This is a genomic window from Neotabrizicola paludis (assembly GCF_044142105.1).
Classification (GTDB): Bacteria; Pseudomonadota; Alphaproteobacteria; order Rhodobacterales; family Rhodobacteraceae; genus Pseudogemmobacter.
Genome location: NZ_JBGTYM010000004.1, coordinates 74,306 through 96,636, shown reverse-complemented (window position 1 = coordinate 96,636; position 22,331 = coordinate 74,306). Strand labels below are relative to the sequence as shown.

Genomic DNA, 22,331 nt, shown 5'->3' with positions numbered 1-22,331 from the left:
TATTGATTGCCCCCGCACGCGTTCCGGCGGATTATAGACGCGAAGGGGGGCAGGGTGCCACCCCGGCGCGCGGGGGCAGAAGGGCAGGGCTATGCGTATGCTGGTCTGGGGTCTGGCCGGGCTTGTACTCGGTGCGGGACTCATGGTGTTGGTGGCCGGGGTGATCGTGCCATCGCTCTGGCCGGTCTCGCAGGCCGAGGGCGCCTATGCCATGGGGGTGATCTTCTTCATGGCACCGGCTGCCGGGGTGGTGGGCGCGATCCTCGGGGCGCTTCTGGGCTGGCGGCGGTCGTGACGCTGGCCCGTCAAAGCCGATTGACAGTTTCCCGCCGCCGCGCCATCTTCGCGCCCATGCTGCACCTGTCCGCCCCCGCCTCGTTTTATTGGTCCGACGCCATATAGGCGGCCGGGCAGCTTTCCCTGAAAACTGATCCCTGAAATGGCCGCCCGCAAGGGACAGGCCATGGTCGCACCCTTCGCGGGCCAGAAGCGAAGGAAGACCCAAGATGACCGCCCAGTCCAAACAGGATGCCGCCGCCTGCGGCGCCATCCGCCCCGCCCGGCCCGAAGACCTGCCGGAAGTCCACCGGATGCTGATCGCGCTGGCGGCCCATCACGGCGATGCCGCGACGATCACCCCGCTGCGGCTGGCAGAACTGTGTTTCGAGACCGGCGAGGCCCTTGTCCTTGTCGCCTGCCTGCCCGGCAGCCCCGCCCGCGACCCGGTGGGCTACGCGCTGGTCACGCGCCGGCATGAGATGATCTCGGGCCGGATGGTGCAGGATGTCACCCATCTCTATGTCCAGCCCCCCTTCCGCGGCCAGGGCCTTGGCCGGGCGCTGATCGAGGCGGCGCGGCTGCTGGCGCAGGCGGGAGCGGCCGCGCGGCTGACCATCCGGGCCGATGCGCGCAATCCGGGCGCGGTCGCGGCCTATCGCCAGATGGGGCTGGCCGAGCTGCCCGCTGCCGGGCCGCGCTTCGCTGTGACGCTGGCCTAGCCGCAGACTGGCCAAGGGCGGGGGCGGGTGCAGACCCGCAAACCCGCCATTCGCCACGGGTCAGGGTCGCGTCGCCGCGCTTCTTGCGGAAGACGTTGGGAAGACCTTTGGAAGACGTTCGGAAGACGCTGCCGAACCGCTGAAAAAGGCTTGGATCAGGGGGTCAGACGTCGCCGCTCAGTGATCGTCCTGGGCATGGGCGCGGTCGATCTCGAAACGGCGGTCGCAATAGCCGCATTCGACCCAGCCCTTGTCTTCGGGGATCGCCAGCCACACGCGCGGATGGCCAAGCGCCCCTTCGCCACCGTCGCAGGCGACTTTCCAGGAGGTCACGGTCTTGGTCTCGGGGGCGGAAATCGTCATTCTCTGGCCTGCGCTGGCTGGGTTTTCCGCATCATAGCGGCAGGGCAGGGGGCGCATCAAGGCCGGGTCAGCGCAAAAGCCGCGCGACGCGCGCAGGCGGCACCGTCCGCCTCACAGTTCGGCGAGGCGCCGGGCCGTGCCGTTTTCCCTGCTGGCCCTCGTCGCGCAGTTGCGGCATGATCGGGTCATTCTGGTCCTTCTCCAACGGGATGGACCGCCTTCTTTTCCGGCCCCAAGGCCCAGGCTGCGGGGACCATCTTGTCGGTTTGCCCCATGCTGTCGCGCCTGACCCGCCCGTTTTTCCTGCTCCTTGGCTTCGCCATCCTGGCGCTGCCCGCCGCTCCGGTGCGGGCCGAGAAGCTTGCTCTGGTCATCGGGATGGCGGCCTATGAACATATCGTCACGCTCGACAACACGATCAACGACGCGCGTGGCGTTGGCCGCGTCTTGCAGGATTCAGGCTTCACTGTCACCCTGTCGCTGAATGCTCCAAAAGCGGAACTGGTTGAAACTCTTTCGGATTTTTCCTTCCAGGCCGAGACGGCGGATCTGGCGCTGATCTATTTCGCGGGTCATGGCGTCGAGGTGCAGGGACAGAATTTCCTGATCCCGGTCGATGCCGATGTGAAAAGCAATCTCGAGGTGCAGGCGGCCTCGCTCTCGCTTGCCGATTTCGAGGCCGCGGTGGGCCATGCCCGCAAGATGGGCATCGTCCTGCTCGACAGTTGCCGCGACAATCCCTTCGCCGACAATATCGCGCTGGACGAGAAAGCCTCGGACGGGCGCACTGGCAATACCCGCAGCGCCTCGGGATCCGCCGGGCTGGCGCCGACCGATCCCGACCGCGGCACGCTGGTCTTCTATGCCGCCGAACACGGGCTTGCGGCCCTGGACGGCGTGGATGGCCACAGCCCCTTTGCCCGCGCGCTGATCGACAATCTGGGCCAGCCGGGGCTTGAGGTCGGCACCATGGTGCGTCAGGTCCGCGACGAGGTGATGCGGGCCACCGGCAATCTGCAACAGCCCTATTCCTACGGTTCGCTGCCCGGAACACCCTTCTATGTCGCAGGCCCGCGCGACGGCGAGGCCGATGTTGGCGCGGCCGAGGATCGCCAGCAGGGCTGGGCCGCGCTGGGCGCCGATCAGGAGGCGCTGTTGCAGGCCCAGGCCGAAAAGGGTGACACCCGCTCGATCCTAGGCCTGGGCTACATCAAGCTGAACAAGGCCGATCCCGCCTTTGACCCGGTGGCCGCCCGCGACTGGTTCGAGCGCGCCGCCAAGGCCGGGTCGCCCGAGGCGCAATTCGAACTTGCCCGGCTGCTGGAACAGGGCATCGGCGGCCCGCCCGACCCGCAGCGCGCGCTGGACCTGTATCGGATGTCGGCGGAACAGGGCTATGGCAATGCCTTGAATGAATTGGGGTTCATCCATTTCCAAGGCATGTACGGCCTGCCCTCGGACCCGGCGACCGGCATCCATTATTTCACCCAGGCCGCCGCCGCCCGCGACCCCGAGGCGCAGTATAACCTCGCCGCGCTGATTGACGATGGCATGGTGTCGGGCCGCGGGCCCGAGGATTCGGCCAGGCTGCTTTATGAGGCGCTGCGCTCGGGCAATGCGCGGGTCCTGTCGGTGGCGCCCCTGATGAAAGAGCAGTTTGAACCGGCCACGCGCGAGGCCTTGCAGCGCATTCTGCGCGACAAGGGCTTTTACGACGGCAAGATCGACGGCGATATCGGCCCCGGCACGGCGGCGGCGATGCGCCGCGCCTTCGGCATCAAGGACGCCTGACCCGTCCCGCGCATGGTTCCTGTGCGACCGTCGCCGCACCGTCAGGAAATCTTATATGCCCCTGCGTCAGAAGATAGACAAGCAAGGGTTGCAGGGCCATCATCGCGCCATTGATGGCAAGGATGATTACGATGACCGAACGCGCGATTCTGGCGGCGCTTGTCGGGCTGGCCCCGGCGCTTGCGGCGTTTGCGGTGCCGGCCGTGGCCGAGACCAGCGACATCTACCTGACCATGACCGGCATCAAAAGCGCCACCACCGCGCCCGGCGGCCTGGCCTTCGTGTCCGGCGCCTGGTCGTCGGATCGGGTGAATGTCTCGGGCGGCAGCGGCCTGATCGACCGCACCGATGGTTCGATGAGCCTGGGCGCGGGCTTCGGCAGTGCCGAGACCGGGATCGGCTTTCAGGTCACGGCGAACATTACCTCGCTGTCTGACGATTTCGGCGATTCGGGCTATCTGTCGCTCAAGGCCTCGCGCCGGGTGACGCCCGAAGGACAGATGCCGGTCTATCTTGGCATCAGCGCCGACAATCTTGTGCCCTGGGGCGACAGTTCGCAGAATGAGGAAAGTGTGGACCTGATCGTTTCGGCCTTTCCCTCGATCCAGACGGCAAGCGGCCCGAAGCCCCTGATGATCACGCTGGGCGCGGGAACGCATATCCGCAATTACGGCCAAGATCCGGGTGGATATTTCGGCATCGGCATGGGCCTGACGGAACATCTTGCCGTCTCGGCCGCCTGGACGGGTGATGAGGTGGCGCTGGGCACAGGCTTCCGCCTTGATGGCCTGCCCAACATGCATTTCACCGCCTCGCTGGACGATGCCTTCGACCAGAACGATGCGCGCCGGGTGACCTTGCAAGCCACCTGGGTCACCGACAAGCTGTTCGGAGGGAAATTCTGATGGCGCGCCAAACGCTTCTCCGTGCGCCGCGCGCGCTGACACTGACCGCCGCCCTTGCCACAGCGCTCTGGCCCCTGCCGGTGATGGAGGTCTTCGCGGGCGAGGGGCCGGTCACGCCCGGCCCGGTCTTCCCGCCCAAGATCACTGTCGATGCCGGTCCGATCTTCGTGCCGCGCGCCCTTGGCACCGTCCCGGACGACGAGCTGACGCCGGAAGCCGCGCAGATCGTCAATTCCATCAACGTCGGGCGCGACTACTGCGGATGGCTTGAGAAGAAGGAGTATGTGATCGACTGTCTGAGCGACGAGTTGAACCGGGCGGCGGAGGCGATCCCGCAGGGCAGCAAATATGCCCCGGCCCGCGCCGCGCTGAAAAAGGCCTCGGCCGACCTGTCGAGGCTGGCCGCGGCCAATGAATCCGCCACCCTGCGCCCGGGCATCGCCCATACCACCCGCTCGGGCGAAGAGCGCCGCTCGACCCGGCCGCTGCGCGCGGTCGAGACGGCGAAGCTTGACGAGGTTTCCGCCGCCGCGATCGGTATCATTCAGGAAACGGGCACGATCCTGCTGCGCTCGGCCAGCAATTCGGATGAGGCCGCGAACTTCACCGCGATCTCGGCGGCGGTGAATTCGAACACCGTGCTGCTGCGCTCGCTTTAGGCCGGTTCAGCCGATCGGCTGGCTGCGCCCCTTCAGCGCGGTCAGCCAGCCCAGACCCTGCGCCGTGCCGCGCGCCGGGCGGTATTCGGCCGCGATCCAGACATTCTCCATCGCATCCACAGCGTCGCAGAGCGCAGGCAGCGAGAAGCCGCCGCCGCCCGGCTCGTTCCGGGCCGGGAAGCCCGCGATCTGCACATGACTGATCTGGTCGCGATAGCGATCCCAGACCGCGCTTGGATCGCCATGCAGCCGTGCGGCGTGCCAGAGGTCGAATTGCAGCCCGATCCGGTCACAGCCGATATCGGTGACGATCCGCGCCGCCTGGTCGTAGTCGTTCAGGAAATAGCCCGGCATGTCCTCGGGGTTCAGCGGCTCGATACAGAGCCGCAGGTCCGGCGCCTGCGCCGCGGCCCAGGCCAGGTTCTCGGCATAGGTCGCCTCGGCCTGCGGTCCCTTGGCCACGCCCGCCATGACATGGACCTGCGCGCCGCCCAGCCGCGTGGCGTAATCCGCCGCCCGCAGGAACCCGTCGCGAAAGGTGGCCTCGTCGCCCGGTCGTGCCGCAAAGCCGCGGTCGCCCGAGATCCAGTCGCCCGGCGGCGTGTTGATCAGCACCAGCGGCAGCCCCGCCAGCGCCTTGTCCCACTCCGCCACCGGCAGGTCATAGGGGAACAGCACCTCGACACCGTCGAATCCGGCACGGGCGGCATAGGCCGCGCGCTCTTGCATCGGCACTTCGGTGAAAAGAAGCGTCAGGTTGGCGGCGAAACGGGGCATCGGGAAAGGGTCAGGGCAATTCCACAGAGGGGATGACGGGAAAGAATTCCCCCGAGGACCAGAGGCCGAACCAGCTAGCGCCCTCATGGGGCTCGTGGCAACCCAATTCGACCAAACGGTAAAAGGATTTGCGGTCGATCAGCGCCCAGAGATTGCTTCGGATCAGGATATAGGGCGACGGCTCGCCATCCGCAGAGCGTTCGACCCGGATCGGATGGTCGCGGCCCGCGACCGCTTCGTCCTCGGTTCTGGTCACGAAAGTCAGGCGCTGGTTGCGGCCCGTTCCTTCAGCGGCGAAATCCACGGCAAGAAGCGGCGCGTCATCGACCCTGATCCCGACCTTTTCGACGGGTGTCACCAGGAAATAGGCGTCGCCTTCACGCTTCAGGATCGAGGAGAACAGTTTGACCAGCGGCGCCCGTCCGATGGGGGTGCCAAGATACCACCACGTCCCGTCGCGGGCGATGCGCATGTCCAGATCGCCGCAAAAGGGCGGGTTCCACAGATGGACGGGCGGCAGGCCCTTCTTCCCCGCAGCCTTCGCGGCGGCGGCAAGCGTATCGGCATTGGGTGCGGTCATACGTCCTCTCTTGGCCTTGCCATATAGGGCCGGGGCGGCGCGGGGCCAAGGAAAATGCGGCCACAAGGGAACGAAGACCGCCGGCGAACACCCGGTCTCGCGGCAGTTTCACGATCATTTGTGTCAAGGCGGCTTTTGCCATTTGTGCCCGGACGCGTGTTTCGCTCTAATGGCCGCGATCCGGGACGCTGGAAGGATGTTCGACATGGCCGCAGAGGATGCTCTGGTGCAGGAAATCGAGGCGCTTGGGGGCCAGTTGGCCGAGGCCAAGGCCAGCATCAACCGCCGCTTCATCGGCCAGGAAAAGGTTGTCGACCTTGTCCTTGCCTCGATGCTCTGCGGCGGCCACGCGCTGCTGGTGGGCCTGCCGGGCCTGGGCAAGACCCGTCTTGTCGACACGCTGGGCACGGTGATGGGTCTGAACGCCAATCGCGTCCAGTTCACCCCTGATCTGATGCCCGCCGACATCCTGGGTTCGGAAGTGCTCGAGACCGCCGCCGATGGCAGCCGCGCCTTCCGTTTCCTGGAAGGCCCGGTCTTCTGCCAGTTGCTGATGGCCGATGAAATCAACCGCGCAAGCCCGCGCACCCAGTCGGCGCTTCTGCAGGCCATGCAGGAGAAAGAGGTGACCATCGCGGGCCAGCACCGACCGCTTGGTCGCCCCTTCCATGTTCTGGCCACCCAGAACCCGATCGAGCAGGAAGGCACCTATCCGCTGCCCGAGGCACAGCTTGACCGGTTCCTGGTGCAGGCCGATGTCGATTACCCGACCCGCGCGGTCGAACGCGATATCCTTCTGGCCACCACCGGCGCCGAAGAGGCGACCAGCCATCAGGTCTTCACCGCCGGGGCGCTAATCGCGGCGCAAAGCGTGGTGCGGCGGATGCCGGTGGGCGAGAAGGTCGTCGAATCCATCCTCGATCTCGTCCGTGCCTGCCGCCCGGGCGAGGCCGAAGGCCGCGATCTGTCCGACAGCCTGGCCTGGGGGCCCGGCCCGCGCGCCGCCCAAGCCTTGATGTTGACGGTGCGCGCCCGTGCGCTGTTGCAGGGCCGCCTTGTCCCCTCGGTCGAGGATGTGGCCGCCCTTGCCCCGGCCTGCCTGACGCATCGTATGGCATTGTCCTTCGCCGCCCGTGCGCGGGGCGAGACGCTGGCCGGCATCATCGCCCGTGTCTCCTCGCGCACCCTTGGCCTTGAGGCCGCCGCGTGAGCCTTGAACTTCAGGCACGCGCAGAGGCGCTGGGGCAGACGCTGCCCCCGCTTCTGGCCGAGGCCGAAATGCTGGCCGCGACCGTGATGCTGGGCGAACATGGCCGGCGCCGGGCGGGGCTGGGCGATGAATTCTGGCAATACCGCCCGGCGCATCAGGGCGACTCCGCCCGTATGATCGACTGGCGCCGTTCGGCCCGGTCGGATGCGCATTTCGTGCGCGAGCGCGAATGGCAGGCGGCGCAATCGGTGACGCTCTGGGTCGATCCCTCGCGCTCGATGCAGTTTTCCAGCGCGAAGAACGCCCCCAAATCCGACCGCGCCCGGCTGATCGCGCTGGCACTGGCGGTGCTTCTGTTGCGCGGTGGCGAAAGGGTGGGGCTGGCCGGGCTGGCCCTGCCGCGCTCGGGCCGCAGCCAGATCGTCCGGCTGGCCGCGCGGCTGGCGGGCGAGGTGGACGCGGCGGAATATGGCGCGCCCTTGGCCGAGGGCATGGTCAGCCATGGCCGCGCGGTTTTTGTTTCGGATTTCCTGGGCGATCTTGCGGGGGTGGAAACCGCTCTGGCCCGCGCCAGCGACCGCGGCGTGCGCGGCGCATTGTTGCAGGTGCTGGACCCGGCCGAAGAGGAATTTCCCTTCGACGGTCGCACGATCTTTGAATCCGTGGGCGGCACGCTGCGGCATGAGACGCAGAAGGCCGGCGAACTGCGCGATCGCTATCTGGCGCGTCTTGCCGAACGCAAGGACCGCCTCACCACGCTGGCCCGCGCCGTGGGCTGGCATTACAGCACCCATCACACCGGCAGCCCGGCGCAATCGGCGCTTTTGTGGCTTTATCAGGCGCTGGAGCGCGGCCGCTGATGTTCACGCTTGGCCCTTTGGGCTTTCTGTCGCCCTGGCTTCTCTGGGGCCTGATCGCCCTGCCGATCCTGTGGTTCCTGCTGCGCGCCGTGCCACCCGCACCGATCCGCCGCCGCTTTCCCGGCGTGGCGCTGCTCTTGGGCCTGCGCGATGACGATGCCGAGACCGACAAGACGCCCTGGTGGCTTTTGCTGCTGCGCATGTTGGCCGTGGCTGCGGTGATCATTGGATTTGCCGGGCCGATCCTGAACCCTGAACAGAAACCGGCAGGGTCCGGCCCGCTTCTGGTGGTGATGGATGGTGGCTGGGCCGATGCGCGGGATTGGGCGCGCCGGGTGGAACGCGCGGGGCAGATCCTGCAAGATGCCGGGCGCGACGGGCGCACCGTGGCGGTGATCCGCCTGACCGATGCGCCGCAGGAGGTGGAGTTCCAGACCGCCGATGCCTGGGCGGGCCGCGTTGCGGCGATGGAGCCGCAGCCCTGGGCGCCGCGCCATCTTGAGGATTGGGCCGAAAAGCTGCCCGCCGAGAGCTTTGATACCGTCTGGCTGTCCGACGGGCTGGCGCATGACGGGCGCGAGGCGCTGGCCGCGGTGTTCCAGGACAAGGGCGCTCTGTCGGTGATCGAAAGCCCGCGCCCGCTTCTGGCCCTGCGTCCGGCCGGGTTCAAGGACGGCAAGGTCGTGGTCCGCGCCAGCCGCCTGCCCGCGGGCGATCCGGTCGATATCGAGGTTGTGGGCCGCGGTCCCGATCCGGCGGGGATCACCCGCGAACTGGCGCGCACGAGCGTGTCTTTCGCCGCCGGGATGACCGAGGCCGAGGCGGTGATGGACATGCCGCCCGAATTGCGCAACCGCGTGGTTCGGTTCGAGATCGAGGGGCTGCGCAATGCAGGTGCCGTCAGTCTAGCCGATGACAGCCTGAAGCGCCGCAAGGTCGCGCTGATCGGCCCGGGCGCCGCGCAGGAAGGCCTGCAACTGCTGTCGCCCACACATTATCTGCGTCAGGCGCTGACCCCGGTGGCTGATCTGATCGAAGGGTCCGTCACCGATGCCGTCCTGGCCGGGCCGGATGTGGTGATCCTGGCCGATGTGGCGCGGCTGGCGCCTGCCGAGGAAACCGCGCTTGAGGAATGGGTGTCGAAGGGCGGGCTTCTTCTGCGCTTCGCCGGGCCGCGCATGGCGGCAAGCGACATCTCGCGCGCGCAGGAAGATCCGCTGATGCCGGTGCGCCTGCGCGAAGGCGGCCGCACTGTCGGCGGCGCGATGAGCTGGGGCGAGCCGAAGAAACTGGCGCCCTTCCCGGAAACCAGCCCCTTCTTCGGCCTGCATATTCCCGACGATGTGCAGGTCAATGAACAGATCCTGGCCCAGCCCGACCCCGATCTGGCCGAGCGCACCATCGCCGCGCTGGAAGACGGCACGCCGCTGGTCACGCGCAAGGCGCTGGGCGAAGGGTCGGTCGTGCTGGTCCATGTGACGGCCAATGCCGAATGGTCCTCGCTGCCCCTTTCGGGGCTGTTCGTGCAGATGCTCGAGCGGCTTGCGGTCTCGACCCGGCCCGCCACGCCCGAGGCCGCCGATCTGGAAGGCCAGGTCTGGGTGCCGGAAACCGTGCTCGATGTCTGGGGCGAAGAACAGGATGCCGGAGCGATTGCCGGCGTCGAAGGCGGCGTTCTGGCCAAGGCCATCGCCGAAGGGCCGGGGGCGGATCAGCCGCCCGGTCTTTATGCCGGGCAGGATCGGCGCGTGGCGGTGAATGTGGTGGGGGCGGAAGTGGAGCTGAAGCCGGCAGCCTGGCCCGCGGATGTGCCGGTCGAGGGCCTTGCCGCCGCGCCGGAACGCTCGTTGAAGGGCGCCTTCCTCACGGCGGCCCTGTCTTTCCTGCTGCTCGATATCCTCGCGGCGCTGTATCTGGCAGGCCGGTTGACCGGGCTGAGCCGGGCGGCGGCCGCGCTGGCTTTGGCGGCCTTCGTTCTCAGCTTGGCGCCCGGCGGCCCGGCTCTGGCGCAAGAGACCACGCCCCCGGCCGCTGCCCCGGCGGCCGAACCGGAAGGGCCGAAACCTGGCGACGATTTCGCCATCCAGGCCACCAGCGCAGTGGTTCTGGCCCATGTGTTGACCGGCGATGCGACGGTGGATGACATGGCGCAGGCGGGCCTGCGGGGCCTGGGCGACCGGCTGTGGGAACGCACGGCGATCGAACCGGCAGAACCGATGGCGGTGGATATCGAGAAGGACGAGCTGGCCTTCTTTCCGTTCCTTTACTGGCCCGTCACGGCGTCGATGCCCACCCCTTCGGACGCCGCCTATCAGAAGCTGAACCAGTATCTCCGCACCGGCGGCATGATCCTGTTCGACACGCGCGATGCCGATGTCTCGGCCTTTGGCGGCAGCACGCCCGAATCCGAGGCGCTGCAGCGCATCGCGGCGGGTTTGGATATTCCTGCGCTCGAACAGATCCCGTCAGACCATGTCCTGACCCGCAGCTTCTATCTGATCCAGGAATTCCCCGGCCGCTACAGCCAGGGCAGCCTCTGGGTCGAGGCCGCGCCCGCCGATGCGGCGGCCGAAGAAGGCGTGCCCTTCCGCAACCTGAATGATGGTGTGACCCCGGTGGTGATCGGCGGCAATGACTGGGCCTCGGCCTGGGCCACGGATGAGAACGGCGTCGCCATGCTGCCGGTGGGGCGCGGCTTCGCGGGCGAGCGCCAGCGCGAGATTTCCTACCGCTTCGGCATCAACCTGATCATGCATGTGCTGACCGGCAACTACAAATCCGATCAGGTCCATGTGCCCGCGCTTCTGGAAAGGCTGGGCCAGTGAACCTTCCCGTCTCCGGCATCGTCTTCACGCCCCTTGTCCCCTGGCCCCTGATCTGGGCGCTGGCCGGGATGACGCTTCTGTTCCTTGCGCTGGCGATCTGGCGCGGCTTGTCGGGCTGGGCCCTGCGCGGTCTGGCCGGGCTGGCGCTGCTTGCCGCGCTGACCGGCCCCGCGCTGCAGGAGGAGGAGCGCGACAAGCTGTCGGATATCGTGATCCTTGTCGTCGATGACAGTTCCAGCCAGGCACTGGGTGACCGCAAGGCCCAGACCGATGCCGCCATCGCCAAGGTCCAGGCCGAGATCGCGGCCATGCCCGACACCGAATTGCGCATCCGACGCTTTGCCGACGGGGTCGAGGATACCGGCACACTGGCCATGACTGCCGTGTCAGAGGCTTTGGCCGAGGAACCGCGCGCCCGCGTCGCTGGCGTGATACTGATCTCGGACGGTCGCGTCCATGACCTTGATCTGGCGCCGCAGATGCCCGCGCCCTTCCAGGTGCTGCTGACCGGGCGCGACCGCGACTGGGACCGCCGCCTCGTCATCTCGAATGCGCCCGCCTTCGCCATCATCGGCGAGGAATTCACCATGAAGCTGAAAGTCGAGGATATGGGCGCCGTGCCCGCCTCGGAAGGCGGAATGGTCGATCTGACCATCACCGTCGATGCCGATGCGCCGCAGACCTATACCGTGCCGGTCGGGCAAGAGCTGGACTTGCCGGTGACATTGGCCCATGGCGGCATGAACGTGCTGCAATTCTCGGTCCCCGGTGCCGAGGGCGAATTGACCGATCGCAACAATGCCGCCGTGGTGCAGATCAACGGCGTGCGCGACCGGCTGCGGGTGCTGCTGGTTTCGGGCGAACCCCATGCCGGTGAACGGGTCTGGCGCAACCTGCTGAAATCAGATGCCTCGGTTGACCTCGTGCATTTCACCATCCTGCGACCGCCGGAAAAGCAGGACGGCGTGCCTGTGGACGAACTGTCGCTGATCGCCTTCCCGACGCGCGAGCTGTTCGTCGAGAAGATCGAGGAATTCGACCTGATCATTTTCGACCGCTACCGGATGCGGGGCATTCTGCCGATGTCCTATATCGAGAATGTGGTGAACTATGTGAAGAACGGCGGCACCGTGCTTGTGGCGGCGGGGCCGGAATATGGCGCAGTGGATTCGCTGTACCGCTCGCCCCTGGCGGAAATCCTGCCGGTCGCGCCCACGGCGCAGGTGGTTGAAGGCGGCTTCAAGCCCAAGATCACCGAACTGGGCCAGCGCCATCCGGTGACCGAGGGGCTGGAGAAATTCGCTCCCGCTCCGACGGTGGATGGAGAGCCGGGCTGGGGCCGCTGGATGCGCGCGATCGAGGTCGAGAAATTCTCGGGCCAGACGGTGATGGAAGGACCGCAGGGTCTGCCGCTTCTGGTCCTGGACCGGGTGGGCGAGGGTCGGGTGGCGGTGCTCGCCTCGGATCAGGCCTGGCTTTGGGGGCGCGGCTATGAAGGCGGCGGCCCGCAGCTTGAACTGCTGCGGCGTTTGGCACACTGGATGCTGAAAGAGCCCGAGCTGGAAGAGGAAACCCTGACCGCCACGGCGCAGGACGAAGTGCTGACCATCACCCGCCGTACCATCGCCGAAGAGCCTCCGGGACCGCTGACCGTGACCGGGCCGGATGGCGCACAAGCTGTCTTGCAGATGGAGCAGAAGGCTCCGGGTCGCTATGAGGTGATCTGGCAGGCGCCGCAACTGGGCCTGTATCGGCTGGAGCAGGGTGAGCTGACCCGTGTCATCGCCGTTGGCCCCTCGGCTCCGCGCGAATTCGTGGCGACGATCGCCTCGGGCGAAGATCTGGCCCCGCTCACCGGCGCGACGCGCGGCGCGGTGCTGCGCATCGAGGAAGGGCTGCCCGATATCCGCGCTGTCGCCGAAGGCCGCCCCGCCGCCGGGCGCGGCTGGATCGGCATCACCCCGCGTGAGGCCTATCTCACGACCGAAGTGCAGGTGGCCGAACTTCTGCCCGGCTGGGCCTGGGCGCTTCTGGCGGCGCTCCTGTCGGTCGCGGCCTGGCTGATCGAAGGCCGCAAGGGGGCGAGGGCGGCCTGACGCCGCCCTGCCTCTGTCATGCCGTTGCAGGCCGCGCCGCCAGCGCCTTGCCAGCCGCCTCGGACACAGCGCCCAGCAGCGCGCCGATCACCATCGAAACCGAGACATTGATCCAGGGGTTGTCGATCAGCGAGATCGAGGTCAGCGTCTCAAGCTTGCCGCCCAGAAGCGCATAGGCCGCCACACAGCCAAAGCCGTAGACCGAGGACGGAATCTGCGCCAAGGCGGGCAGGTTCGCCGCCAGCACGATCACTGCCGCGCCGATCCCGACCGACAGGCCCGCCGCCAGCGGAAGGCCCAGCCCGCCCGCCAGTTTCGTGGTGGCGATCAGCGCCAGAAGGCCGATCAGCCCGCCGAACAGATGCGCCGGAATGTTCTTGCCGAGCGATCCGCTGCCGCCGCCGGAATGGTAAAAGGCCGCCCAGGCCACGAAGGCCGCCCAGATTTGCAGACCAAGCCCTGCGGCTGGCCCGACAAAGGCCCAGGTTGCGACGCCTCCCAGAACGCCGATTGAAATCGCCAGTGCCGATAGCAGGTTCATTCCATGTCCCTCCCCATTGCGGATCTGTCCGCGTTGCTTTTCCCTTTCGGCAAACCTCTCCCGGCCTGCGTCCCGCCATCGGGCGCAGGGGGAAAGCGGCATATCGAAAGGTGCAGGCAGGGTGCGGGTTAAGTCGGGCCGCGTCCATAATACAAAGGTTCAGTCGTAGATGCAGGTGCAGCGTCGATGCCGCGGCGCAGGATCGCGGGGTTTCCAAACCCGGGCCAAGGGCGCAGTCTGGACAGCGATTTTATCTGACGCATTCATACGAGGATTGGCTCATGACACAGGTCGATGTTGCCATCGTGGGGGCGGGATGTGCCGGGCTTGCGGCGGCCAAAGCCCTGCGTTCACAGGGAAAAAGCTTTGTCGTCCTGGAAGCTTTGGGCCGGATCGGCGGCCGTGCCTGGACGACCGAAACAGACTTTGGCCTGCCCTTCGACATCGGCTGCGCCTGGCTGCACGCCGCCGACCGCAACCCGTTCTTCCCCGAGGCGCAGGCGGCGGGATGGACGCTTTTTCACCATGACATGGGCCTTGATCACCTGTGGTTCGACAAGCGTCGGGCGACGGTCGAGGAGATGGCGCGGGTCCGGGCGGCGGATGGCCATCTGGCGCATCTGATCGCGGGACATAAGGGGCCGGATGACCGGCTGTCGGCGCTGATCGCCGATTGCCATTGCCTGCGGGCCAATTCCACCTTTTGCGGCCCGATGGATTTCGGCGCCGATGATGACGAAATCTCCATCGCCGATTTCAACGCTGCCGCCGATCTGGACCCGAACTACTTCACGAAAGAAGGCTATGGCGCGCTGATCCACCTTTGGGGCGCCGATGTGCCGGTGACGCTTTCGGCTCCGGTCAGCCGGATCGACTGGTCCGGCCGGGGTGTCCGGGTCGAAAGCGCGCGCGGCACGGTCGAGGCGCGGGCCGCCATCGTCACCTGCTCGACCGGTGTCCTGCAATTCGAGGACATAGCCTTCACGCCTGGCTTGCCCGACAATCATATGGAGGCGATCTTCGACCTTCAGATGGGGCTTCTGACCAAGATTCCCATTGCGGTCAGCGGCACGCGACTGGGGTTGAAACCCTTCGACGATCTCTTGATCGAGCGTCGCGCACGGCATGACCTGTTCTTCCTCTGCTTCCCCTTCGATCTCGACCTGCTGGTGGGCTTTGTCGGCGGCGATTTCGCCTGGGAGATCGAGGCCGCGGGGCAGGCGGCAGCGGTGGATTTCGTCACCGACCGGCTGGTCGATCTGTTCGGCTCCGCAACGCGCAAGCATATGGGCCACGGCATCATGACCCATTGGGGCGGCGAGCGGCATGTCCGGGGCGCCTATGCCGCCGCGCGCCCTGGCCGCGCCTCAGCCCGCACGGCGCTGGCCGCGCCGGTGGCCGATCGGATCTGGTTCGCGGGCGAGGCGCTGGCCCCGCATGGGCTGGCCCAGACGGCGGCGGGGGCGCGGCTTTCCGGTGCTTCGGTCGGCGCGCAGGTCGCGGCAGTTCTGGGCTAGTTCAGCGCCGACAGAAGGGCGGGCAGATCGACGGAACAGGCATAGTGATACCGGCCTGACAACCGGCGCGGCAGCTGGCGCAGCCGCAGCGCAAGGGGAATTTCAGTCTGAGGCAAGGGCGCCCGCAGCGGCAGCACGCGATGTCGGATGCCGAGCTGGTGGGCCGCCAGATCAAGCCAGCTTTCGCGCACCGGATCGGGGCGCAGTTCGATGACTTCGGCACCTTCGGGAAGGAAGCACAGATTGGCGAGCCCCGCGCCGGAAGCGCCGATCAGGCGGCGGCATCCTGCCATAGCAGCGATCTGCTGGCGCGGTGTCAGGCGTTCGGGTCGCAGGATGCGCACCCCGCACGCCGCAAGCGCGGCCTCCACTGCGACCTCTTCGATCAGGACGCGACCCGAGTAGCTTCGGCGCGACAGGTAGATCGTCTCCTGGGCTTCCAAGAGGACGGGCCTTTGCGGCTGGATGCGCTTCAGGAGGCTGTCCAGAAGACCTGCATTGCGTTGGAGGTAATGGTCCAGCGTGGTGACATAGACCAACTCGTCGAAAAGCAACGCCTTTGACGGGGCAAGGGCGACCGATCCGCTCAGACCCGCAGCTTCGACAAGATCGGCCTGCCACGGCGTCAGTCGCGCCGCATAGGCTGGATAGCGCCCTGCGGGACCACTCAGTCCCAGATCGGTCAGGGCGGCCAATCCGGTAAGACTGTCCATCAGGAAATGGCCATAGTTGCGGCGCGAGCCGCCGCTCATCCAGATCGCCCCGCGTGCCACTCGCTGCGGTCCTGTCGCGCGCAAGGCGGCGACGGCCGCGTCCGGACGCGCCACTTCCCGCAGTGGGGCATAGGGGATGCGTGGGTCGTCCCGGGCCAGTACAAGCCCGGTTGCCGGGGACCACAGCGCATTGCGCAGATGGCAGATCAACACGCGGCCGGTCGGATACCCCAGCGCTGTCCCCTCAGCTTCAAGCATGTCCTGCGCGCCCGGAGGCGGCGGCGCTTCGCCCCGGGCCAGCCGGTCCGCAAGCTGCGGCAGGCGCGGAAGCATCTTCTCTTCCAGAGTGCCCGCAACCATATCCGGGGTCAGCCCAGATGCCGGCCGATGATCTCGCGCGAATGCGAGGCGAATTCGCGGCGCAGCAACAGGCCCCCCGCCAGGATCGTGGTCACAGTCAGCCCGAGAGGGCCGAACAGCCAGCCCAGGGCGGCCAAGGCGAAATAGATCGAATGCAGGCCCCGGTTGAAGCTTTTTGCCGCGGTGATGTTGATCTCGGCCGCTTGCGCGGCGCGCGGATAGGCCAAAGGGTCAGCGGGATCGTTCGGCACGGCGGCCATCAGCACGGCGCAATAGCCGAAAAGCCGGTGCGACCAGACGAATTTCAGCAGCGCATTGGCCAGAAAGAAGACCGGCAGCATCAGCTTGAGCGACAGCGCACTGGCGCGCGCATCCAGAGGCAGGTCGGCGGCAAGCTCCTGCACCGTCGCGGCATTGCCGATCAGGGCGACCCCGCCGCCGATGGCGATCATCGAGGCCGAGGCGAAGAAGGCCGTCGCCTGGCGCAGCGAGTCGATCAAAGTGCCGTCGAAGATGCGCGGCTGCCGGGTGACGAAGGTCTGCATCCATTCGTGCCGGTAACGCTGCATCAGCACAGTCACCGACGGTCGGGCCTTGGGCGGATGCTCGACCAGCCAGCCGGTGAAGAACCAGACGGCGACGATCAGCCCCAATGCGAGAAGATCGGCCATGGCCAGCGCTTGGGGCAGGTGCCAGCCCATCAGAAGGGTTTGACCACGACGGCCCAGAGGATCGCCAGCGCGACCAGGACCGAGACCTCGTTGAAGACGCGCAACCAGAGATCGCTTTCGCGGAACTCACCCCGCCGCGCCCGGGCGACCAGGCGGCCGGTCCAGGTGAAATGCAGCGCCAGCACGGCGACCAGGGCAATCTTCAGATGCAGCCAGGGCTGGAAGCCCCAGACGGACAAGGCCAGCCACAGCCCGGTCAGCACCGCGATCACGGCGAGGCCCGCCGAAAAGCGGTAGAGCCGGAAGGTCAGATCGCCCAGCGGACCCGGCCCCCCCAGCCGCGCCCATTCGCGCTTCCAGTAGATCAGCGCGCGCGGCACGGCGAAGACCGAGGTCATCCAGCCCATGACGCAAAGAAGATGAATGATCTTGACCCAGTCCATGGCCGAGAAGTGCCATTCTCCGCGGGCCGCGCGCAAGAGGAAACCCCGGCACTGCCCGGGACCCAGGGATATTCGGATCAGGATGAAGCGCGGCGGAGTGCTCCGGCAGATGCGAGAGTGCGATGCGGCCCTTGTCTTTTGGTTGAATTGGTTATATTGTTTTACCAATTTTGAGGGGGATAGCCATGGACATGCCCGTGCCCGCCGCGCGAATCCTGTCGCGCAAGGCCCAGATCGTCGCGCGGTTGCGAGCCGTCCTGCCTGCCGATGCGGTGATCGAGGACGAGGAAGAGACCCGCGCCTATGAATGCGATGGGCTTTCGGCCTATCGCTGCCTGCCGCTGGCCGTGGTTCTGCCGCGCACGACCGCCGAGGTCTCGGCTGCGCTGAAGATCTGCCATGAAGAAGGCGTGCCGGTCGTGCCGCGCGGCTCGGGCACCTCGCTGGCGGGAGGCGCGATGCCCACCGAGGATTCGGTGGTGTTGGGCGTGATGCGGATGAATGCAGTGCTGGAAACCGATTACGACAACCGTTTCATCCATGTGCAATCGGGCCGCACCAACCTTTCGGTGACTGGCGCGGTCGAGGCGGACGGGTTCTTCTACGCGCCCGATCCGTCCAGCCAGCTGGCCTGCGCGATTGCGGGCAACATCGCGATGAATTCCGGCGGGGCGCATTGCCTGAAATACGGTGTGACGACGAACAACCTTCTGGGTGTGACGCTGGTGAAGATGGATGGCGAGGTCATCACCCTGGGCGGGCCTTGGGCCGAGCAGGCGGGCCTTGACCTCTTGGGCGTGGTCTGCGGCAGCGAGGGGCAATTGGGCGTGGTGACCGAGGCCTTTCTGCGCATCCTGCCCAAGCCCGAAGGCGCGCGGCCGGTGCTGATGGGCTTTGGCTCGAACGAAGTGGCGGGGGAATGCGTCGCCGACATTATCCGCGCGGGCATCCTGCCCGTGGCGATCGAGTTCATGGACCGGCCCTGCATTCGCGCCTGCGAGGCCTTTGCCAAGGCGGGCTACCCCGATTGCGAGGCGCTTCTGATCGTCGAGGTCGAAGGATCGGAAGCCGAGATCGACGAACAGCTGGCCGCGATCACCGCCATCGCGCGGCGGCATGATCCGGTTGCACTGGAAGAAGCGACGGACGAGGCGCATGCCAAGCGGATCTGGCTTGGACGCAAATCGGCCTTCGGGGCCATGGGCCAGATCAACGATTACATGTGTCTCGACGGGACGATCCCGGTGTCCACCCTTCCCATGGTGCTGCGCCGGATCGGCGAGATTTCCAAGGAATTCGGGTTGGATGTCGGCAATGTCTTTCATGCCGGCGACGGCAACATGCACCCCTTGATCCTCTACAATGCCAATACGCCCGGCGACCTGGAACGCTGCGAGGCGATGGGGGCCGAGATCCTGAAGCTCTGCGTCGAGGTGGGCGGATGCCTGACCGGCGAGCATGGGGTGGGGATCGAGAAGCGCGACCTGATGGCGGTGCAATATGCGCCCGCCGATCTTGAGGCGCAGATGCGGATCAAGGATGTCTTCGATCCCGGCTGGTTGCTGAACCCGGCCAAGGTGTTCCCGCTGGCGGCAAGTGCCGCGCGCCGCGCGGGCTGAGGCGGCGGACCGGGGGCCAACCCCCGGACCGCCGGAGTATTTGAGGTAAGATGAAGGGGCAGGGGATGCGGCCTGTGGATGAAGCGGAAGTTTCGGACCTGGTGCGCGGGGCGACGGGGCCCTTGGCGCTGCGCGGCGGCGGCACGCGGGGGGCGCTGCTGGCGGGCGAGGTGCTGGATTGCACCGGCCTGACCGGCGTGCGCTTGTATGAACCGGCGGCGCTGACGCTGGTCGTCGCGGCGGGAACGCCCCTGGCCGAGGTTGAGGCGCTGCTGGCGGGCGAGCGGCAGCGGCTGGCCTTTGAAGTGCCGGACCTGCGCGCGGTGCTGGGGCGGGCGGGCGTTTCGACCATCGGCGGGATCTATGCCGCCAATGCCAGCGGTCCGCGCCGAGTGCAGGCGGGCGCCTGCCGGGATGCGGCCCTGGGGGTGCGCTTTGTCGATGGCACGGGGGCAGTGGCGAAGAATGGCGGGCGGGTGATGAAGAATGTCACCGGCTATGACCTCGTGAAGCTGATGGCGGGCAGCCACGGCAGCCTGGGCGTGATCACCGAGGTTTCCTTCAAGGTGCAGGCTCTGCCCGAGGCCGAGGCGGCGCTGGTGGCCGAGCTGGCACCCCAGGCGGGGCTCGCCGCGCTGCGCCGGGCGCTGGGCTCGCCCTACGATATTTCGGGCGCGACCTATGCCGAAGGCCGGGCGGCGATCCGTATCGAGGGGATGGCCGGGTCGGTTGCCTACCGGGTTGCACAATTGCGGGCGCTTTTGGGCGGCGACTGGCAGGTGCAGGAAGGCGCGGCATCGCAGGACCTGTGGCGCGGTATCCGGGACCTGCAGCCGCTGGTCGGCAAGGGCGGCGCGCTGTGGCGCATCGCCTCGATGCCCTCTGAGGCCCTGACCGTGCCGCGCGCTTTGGCGGCGGCAGGTGTGGACCATGAGGTCATCTTTGACTGGGGGGGCGGGCTGATCTGGCTGACCTGCGCCGAGGGCGAGGGCGGGCGCATCCGCGCCGCCTTGGCGGGCAGGGGTGAGGCCACAAGGCTCAAGGGTCGCGAGTCGAGCCCCGCCTTTTCGCCACCAGCGCCGGGCGTTGCCGCCTTGCAGGCCGGGCTCAAGGCGCGCTTCGACCCGAAGGGTCTGTTCAACCCCGGAGGGATGGTCTGATGCAGACGAATTTCACGCCCGAACAGTTGCGTGATGCGGGCACGGCGCGCGCCAATGAAGTGCTGCGCACCTGCGTTCACTGCGGCTTCTGCACCGCGACCTGCCCGACCTATCAGGTTCTGGGCGACGAGCTGGATTCCCCTCGCGGCCGCATCTATCTGATCAAGGATATGTTGGAGAAAGGCCGCCCGGCCGACGCGCAGACCGTCAAGCATATCGACCGCTGCCTGTCCTGCCTTGCCTGCATGACGACCTGTCCTTCGGGCGTGCACTATATGCATCTCGTCGATCATGCCCGCGACTATATCGAGAAGACCTATCGGCGCCCCTTCATGGACCGCGTCCTGCGCACGGTTCTGGCGCGGGTCATCCCCTATCCGGGCCGGTTTCGGCTGGCCCTTCTGGGGGCCAAGATCGCCCGGCCCTTCTCGTTTCTTGTGCCCGACAGGCGGCTGAAGGCGATGCTCGCCATGGCGCCGAAACAGGTGCCACCGGTCAGCCGCAACGACGACCCGCAGACCTTCCCCGCCATCGGCCTTCGCCGGATGCGGGTGGCGCTGATGACAGGCTGCGCGCAGAAGGCGCTGAACACCGATATCAACGATGCCACGATCCGGCTCTTGCGGCGTCTGGGCTGCGAGGTTGTCGTCGCCAAGGGCGCGGGCTGCTGTGGGGCGCTGACGCATCACATGGGCAAGGCGGATCTCTCCCATGCCAGCGCCGCCGCCAATATCCGTGCCTGGATGGCGGAAAAGGCTGGGGCGGGGCTGGATGCCATCGTGATCAACACCAGCGGATGCGGCACGACGGTCAAGGATTACGGCCATATGTTCCGCACCGATCCCGTGCTGGCCGCCGATGCGGCCACCGTGGCAGGGATGGCCCGCGATATCAGCGAAATATTGGTGCAGATCGGCCTTCCCCAGGGCGCACCCAAGGGGCTGCGGGTGGCCTATCACGCCGCCTGTTCGCTGCAGCATGGCCAGCAGGTCAAGACAGCGCCGAAGGACTTGCTGAAAAAGGCGGGGTTCGAGGTGGTGGAACCTGCCGACAGCCACCTCTGCTGCGGCTCTGCGGGCACGTACAACCTGTTGCAGCCCGAGATTTCCGCCCAGCTCAAGGCCCGCAAGGTCAAGACCCTGGAAGCGAAAAGCCCCGACCTGATCGCCGCCGGGAATATCGGCTGCATGATGCAGATCGGCTCGGGCACCGGCCTGCCGGTCGTGCATACGGTCGAGTTGCTGGACTGGGCGACCGGGGGGCCGAAGCCACGGGCGCTGACGATCTGAAATCGGCGCGCAAGAGGACAGGAGACATCCGCCACAAATTTGCCAGAATGCGCCCGTAGCCCGATCCGATCCGCCCAAGCCGAGGCCATGATGCTGCGTGTTGTTCCCGTCCTCGTCGCCCTTCTGGCGCCCTTTGGGGCGGGGGCCGAGACGGCACCGGTGGCGATGCGCACGGCCGATGCGGCCAAGGGCTGGCAGGGTGTCGGCAAGCTCTTGCTCGGGCAGCGCGGTTTCTGCACCGGGGCGCTGATCGCGCCCGACAAGGTGCTGACCGCGGCCCATTGCCTGTTTGATAAGGAAACCGGCGCCCGGATGCCCGAAGGCAAGATCACGTTTCAGGCCGGCTGGCGCGATGGGCGGGCCGAGGCCTATCGCGGCGTGCGCCGGGCCGTCGTTCACCCCGATTATGTCTATTCCGGCGCGGATGAGATGGAGCGCGTCGCCTATGACGTGGCGGTTCTGGAACTCGACCAGCCGATCCTCCTGCCGCAGATGCCGCCCTTCGCCACGGGCGCGCGGCCGCTCGATGGCGGCGCGGTCAGCGTCGTCTCCTATGCCCAGGACCGCTCCGAGACGCCCTCGCTCGAACAGGGCTGCTCGGTCCTTGCCTCGCGCGTGTCGGCCCTGATCCTGACCTGCAACATCGACTTCGGTTCGTCGGGCGCGCCGGTCTTCGTCGATCAGGATGGCAAGGAACAGGTGGCGGCGGTGATCTCGGCCAAGGCCGAATATGAGGGCCACAAGGTCGCGCTCGCCGTGCCGGTAGAGCGCCCCTTGTCGGTGGTGCTTGATGCGCTGGCGCAGGCGCCGGGCGCGCAGAAGACCGTGCAGGGCGTAAGGATACTGAAGGGCGGCGATGCCGGGGCCGGGGCCGGCGGTGCCAAGTTCGTCTCGCCGTGATCCGGGCCTTTTGCCTTTTTCTGGCACTCTCCCTCGCGCCTCCCGCAGCGGCGG

At 67.1% G+C, this 22,331-nt stretch carries 21 protein-coding genes; 14 read left to right on the top strand and 7 right to left on the bottom strand.

The window, feature by feature from the left end:
- The first annotated feature begins 91 nt into the window (after window positions 1-91).
- Window positions 92-295, top strand: a complete 204-nt coding sequence (locus ACED67_RS10880) for a hypothetical protein (RefSeq protein ID WP_395541636.1) — start codon at window positions 92-94, stop codon at window positions 293-295.
- A gap of 211 nt (window positions 296-506) precedes the next feature.
- Window positions 507-998 carry a GNAT family N-acetyltransferase gene (locus ACED67_RS10875; protein ID WP_395541635.1) on the top strand — a complete coding sequence of 164 codons (492 nt, stop codon included), beginning with the start codon at window positions 507-509 and terminating at the stop codon, window positions 996-998.
- A gap of 177 nt (window positions 999-1,175) precedes the next feature.
- On the opposite strand, the gene ACED67_RS10870 is transcribed toward ACED67_RS10875, so the two are convergent.
- Entirely contained in the window at window positions 1,176-1,361 is a 186-nt protein-coding gene (locus ACED67_RS10870; RefSeq protein ID WP_395541634.1) for a zinc-finger domain-containing protein, read from the bottom strand.
- Window positions 1,362-1,634: 273 nt separating this feature from the next.
- Here ACED67_RS10870 and ACED67_RS10865 point away from each other — a divergent pair, with 273 nt between their 5' ends.
- The 3 genes from ACED67_RS10865 (at window position 1,635) to ACED67_RS10855 (ending at window position 4,716) form a co-directional block, all read left to right on the top strand.
- On the top strand, window positions 1,635-3,152 hold the full coding sequence (locus ACED67_RS10865) for a caspase family protein (protein WP_395541633.1): 1,518 nt from the start codon (window positions 1,635-1,637) through the stop codon (window positions 3,150-3,152).
- 131 nt (window positions 3,153-3,283) lie between these two features.
- Window positions 3,284-4,057 (top strand): hypothetical protein, encoded by a 774-nt coding sequence (locus tag ACED67_RS10860; RefSeq protein WP_395541632.1) that lies wholly within the window; start codon window positions 3,284-3,286, stop codon window positions 4,055-4,057.
- Complete coding sequence (locus ACED67_RS10855; RefSeq protein ID WP_395541631.1) at window positions 4,057-4,716, top strand: hypothetical protein; 660 nt, start codon at window positions 4,057-4,059, stop codon at window positions 4,714-4,716. Before ACED67_RS10860 ends, ACED67_RS10855 begins: the two co-directional genes overlap by 1 nt.
- A 6-nt stretch (window positions 4,717-4,722) precedes the next feature.
- On the opposite strand, the gene ACED67_RS10850 is transcribed toward ACED67_RS10855, so the two are convergent.
- Together ACED67_RS10850 and ACED67_RS10845 are read right to left on the bottom strand one after the other, a co-directional pair.
- On the bottom strand, window positions 4,723-5,493 hold the full coding sequence (locus ACED67_RS10850; RefSeq protein WP_395541630.1) for a hydroxypyruvate isomerase family protein: 771 nt from the start codon (window positions 5,491-5,493) through the stop codon (window positions 4,723-4,725).
- 10 nt (window positions 5,494-5,503) lie between these two features.
- A complete protein-coding gene (locus ACED67_RS10845; protein ID WP_395541629.1) occupies window positions 5,504-6,073 on the bottom strand; it encodes a DUF1285 domain-containing protein in 570 nt (189 codons plus the stop codon).
- 205 nt (window positions 6,074-6,278) lie between these two features.
- Between ACED67_RS10845 and ACED67_RS10840 the strand changes: the two genes are divergently transcribed.
- The 4 genes from ACED67_RS10840 (at window position 6,279) to ACED67_RS10825 (ending at window position 13,064) form a co-directional block, all read left to right on the top strand.
- Entirely contained in the window at window positions 6,279-7,283 is a 1,005-nt protein-coding gene (locus ACED67_RS10840) for an AAA family ATPase (protein ID WP_395541628.1), read from the top strand.
- On the top strand, window positions 7,280-8,143 hold the full coding sequence (locus tag ACED67_RS10835; protein WP_395541627.1) for a DUF58 domain-containing protein: 864 nt from the start codon (window positions 7,280-7,282) through the stop codon (window positions 8,141-8,143). Before ACED67_RS10840 ends, ACED67_RS10835 begins: the two co-directional genes overlap by 4 nt.
- Complete coding sequence (locus tag ACED67_RS10830; RefSeq protein WP_395541626.1) at window positions 8,143-10,968, top strand: DUF4159 domain-containing protein; 2,826 nt, start codon at window positions 8,143-8,145, stop codon at window positions 10,966-10,968. The genes ACED67_RS10835 and ACED67_RS10830 overlap by 1 nt, the downstream gene beginning before the upstream one ends.
- Window positions 10,969-11,036: 68 nt before the next feature.
- The gene (locus tag ACED67_RS10825) at window positions 11,037-13,064 is read left to right on the top strand and encodes a hypothetical protein (RefSeq protein WP_395541872.1); all 2,028 of its coding nucleotides are present in this window, start codon (window positions 11,037-11,039) and stop codon (window positions 13,062-13,064) included.
- A gap of 16 nt (window positions 13,065-13,080) precedes the next feature.
- On the opposite strand, the gene ACED67_RS10820 is transcribed toward ACED67_RS10825, so the two are convergent.
- On the bottom strand, window positions 13,081-13,605 hold the full coding sequence (locus ACED67_RS10820; protein ID WP_395541625.1) for a DUF1097 domain-containing protein: 525 nt from the start codon (window positions 13,603-13,605) through the stop codon (window positions 13,081-13,083).
- A gap of 281 nt (window positions 13,606-13,886) precedes the next feature.
- Between ACED67_RS10820 and ACED67_RS10815 the strand changes: the two genes are divergently transcribed.
- Window positions 13,887-15,122 carry a flavin monoamine oxidase family protein gene (locus ACED67_RS10815; RefSeq protein WP_395541624.1) on the top strand — a complete coding sequence of 412 codons (1,236 nt, stop codon included), beginning with the start codon at window positions 13,887-13,889 and terminating at the stop codon, window positions 15,120-15,122.
- Here ACED67_RS10815 and ACED67_RS10810 read toward each other — a convergent pair.
- Genes ACED67_RS10810 through ACED67_RS10800 form a run of 3 tightly spaced genes read right to left on the bottom strand, consistent with a single transcriptional unit; the run spans window position 15,119 to window position 17,309 of the window.
- Window positions 15,119-16,168, bottom strand: a complete 1,050-nt coding sequence (locus ACED67_RS10810) for a glycosyltransferase family 61 protein (RefSeq protein ID WP_395541622.1) — start codon at window positions 16,166-16,168, stop codon at window positions 15,119-15,121. The two genes, ACED67_RS10815 and ACED67_RS10810, sit on opposite strands and share 4 nt — an antisense overlap.
- Window positions 16,169-16,203: 35 nt before the next feature.
- The gene (locus tag ACED67_RS10805; RefSeq protein ID WP_395541621.1) at window positions 16,204-16,866 is read right to left on the bottom strand and encodes a DUF599 domain-containing protein; all 663 of its coding nucleotides are present in this window, start codon (window positions 16,864-16,866) and stop codon (window positions 16,204-16,206) included.
- Between the two features lie 29 nt (window positions 16,867-16,895).
- Window positions 16,896-17,309 (bottom strand): CopD family protein, encoded by a 414-nt coding sequence (locus ACED67_RS10800; protein WP_395541870.1) that lies wholly within the window; start codon window positions 17,307-17,309, stop codon window positions 16,896-16,898.
- 185 nt (window positions 17,310-17,494) lie between these two features.
- On the opposite strand from ACED67_RS10800, the gene ACED67_RS10795 reads away from it, so the two are divergent.
- The 4 genes from ACED67_RS10795 to ACED67_RS10780 all read left to right on the top strand — a co-directional run bounded on the left by ACED67_RS10795 (window position 17,495) and on the right by ACED67_RS10780 (window position 22,277).
- Complete coding sequence (locus ACED67_RS10795) at window positions 17,495-18,928, top strand: FAD-linked oxidase C-terminal domain-containing protein (RefSeq protein ID WP_395541620.1); 1,434 nt, start codon at window positions 17,495-17,497, stop codon at window positions 18,926-18,928.
- Window positions 18,929-18,993: 65 nt separating this feature from the next.
- The gene (locus tag ACED67_RS10790) at window positions 18,994-20,088 is read left to right on the top strand and encodes an FAD-binding protein (protein WP_395541619.1); all 1,095 of its coding nucleotides are present in this window, start codon (window positions 18,994-18,996) and stop codon (window positions 20,086-20,088) included.
- Window positions 20,088-21,377 carry a glycolate oxidase subunit GlcF gene (gene glcF / locus ACED67_RS10785; RefSeq protein ID WP_395541618.1) on the top strand — a complete coding sequence of 430 codons (1,290 nt, stop codon included), beginning with the start codon at window positions 20,088-20,090 and terminating at the stop codon, window positions 21,375-21,377. Before ACED67_RS10790 ends, glcF begins: the two co-directional genes overlap by 1 nt.
- A gap of 87 nt (window positions 21,378-21,464) precedes the next feature.
- Complete coding sequence (locus ACED67_RS10780) at window positions 21,465-22,277, top strand: trypsin-like serine peptidase (RefSeq protein ID WP_395541617.1); 813 nt, start codon at window positions 21,465-21,467, stop codon at window positions 22,275-22,277.
- Window positions 22,278-22,331 lie beyond the last annotated feature (54 nt).

Excerpts from the sequence above, each read along its gene's own strand:
- ACED67_RS10865 (WP_395541633.1), top strand. The coding sequence starts at position 1,635 with ATGCTGTCGCGCCTGACCCGCCCGTTTTTCCTGCTCCTTGGCTTCGCC.
- ACED67_RS10790 (WP_395541619.1), top strand. The coding sequence starts at position 18,994 with ATGCGGCCTGTGGATGAAGCGGAAGTTTCGGACCTGGTGCGCGGGGCG.
- ACED67_RS10860 (WP_395541632.1), top strand. The coding sequence starts at position 3,284 with ATGACCGAACGCGCGATTCTGGCGGCGCTTGTCGGGCTGGCCCCGGCG.
- ACED67_RS10855 (WP_395541631.1), top strand. The coding sequence starts at position 4,057 with ATGGCGCGCCAAACGCTTCTCCGTGCGCCGCGCGCGCTGACACTGACC.
- glcF (WP_395541618.1), top strand. The coding sequence starts at position 20,088 with ATGCAGACGAATTTCACGCCCGAACAGTTGCGTGATGCGGGCACGGCG.
- ACED67_RS10800 (WP_395541870.1), bottom strand. The coding sequence starts at position 17,309 with ATGGACTGGGTCAAGATCATTCATCTTCTTTGCGTCATGGGCTGGATG.
- ACED67_RS10850 (WP_395541630.1), bottom strand. The coding sequence starts at position 5,493 with ATGCCCCGTTTCGCCGCCAACCTGACGCTTCTTTTCACCGAAGTGCCG.
- ACED67_RS10870 (WP_395541634.1), bottom strand. The coding sequence starts at position 1,361 with ATGACGATTTCCGCCCCCGAGACCAAGACCGTGACCTCCTGGAAAGTC.
- ACED67_RS10875 (WP_395541635.1), top strand. The coding sequence starts at position 507 with ATGACCGCCCAGTCCAAACAGGATGCCGCCGCCTGCGGCGCCATCCGC.
- ACED67_RS10815 (WP_395541624.1), top strand. The coding sequence starts at position 13,887 with ATGACACAGGTCGATGTTGCCATCGTGGGGGCGGGATGTGCCGGGCTT.
- ACED67_RS10825 (WP_395541872.1), top strand. The coding sequence starts at position 11,037 with ATGACGCTTCTGTTCCTTGCGCTGGCGATCTGGCGCGGCTTGTCGGGC.
- ACED67_RS10795 (WP_395541620.1), top strand. The coding sequence starts at position 17,495 with ATGGACATGCCCGTGCCCGCCGCGCGAATCCTGTCGCGCAAGGCCCAG.
- ACED67_RS10810 (WP_395541622.1), bottom strand. The coding sequence starts at position 16,168 with ATGCTTCCGCGCCTGCCGCAGCTTGCGGACCGGCTGGCCCGGGGCGAA.
- ACED67_RS10820 (WP_395541625.1), bottom strand. The coding sequence starts at position 13,605 with ATGAACCTGCTATCGGCACTGGCGATTTCAATCGGCGTTCTGGGAGGC.
- ACED67_RS10805 (WP_395541621.1), bottom strand. The coding sequence starts at position 16,866 with ATGGCCGATCTTCTCGCATTGGGGCTGATCGTCGCCGTCTGGTTCTTC.
- ACED67_RS10780 (WP_395541617.1), top strand. The coding sequence starts at position 21,465 with ATGATGCTGCGTGTTGTTCCCGTCCTCGTCGCCCTTCTGGCGCCCTTT.
- ACED67_RS10880 (WP_395541636.1), top strand. The coding sequence starts at position 92 with ATGCGTATGCTGGTCTGGGGTCTGGCCGGGCTTGTACTCGGTGCGGGA.
- ACED67_RS10840 (WP_395541628.1), top strand. The coding sequence starts at position 6,279 with ATGGCCGCAGAGGATGCTCTGGTGCAGGAAATCGAGGCGCTTGGGGGC.
- ACED67_RS10830 (WP_395541626.1), top strand. The coding sequence starts at position 8,143 with ATGTTCACGCTTGGCCCTTTGGGCTTTCTGTCGCCCTGGCTTCTCTGG.
- ACED67_RS10845 (WP_395541629.1), bottom strand. The coding sequence starts at position 6,073 with ATGACCGCACCCAATGCCGATACGCTTGCCGCCGCCGCGAAGGCTGCG.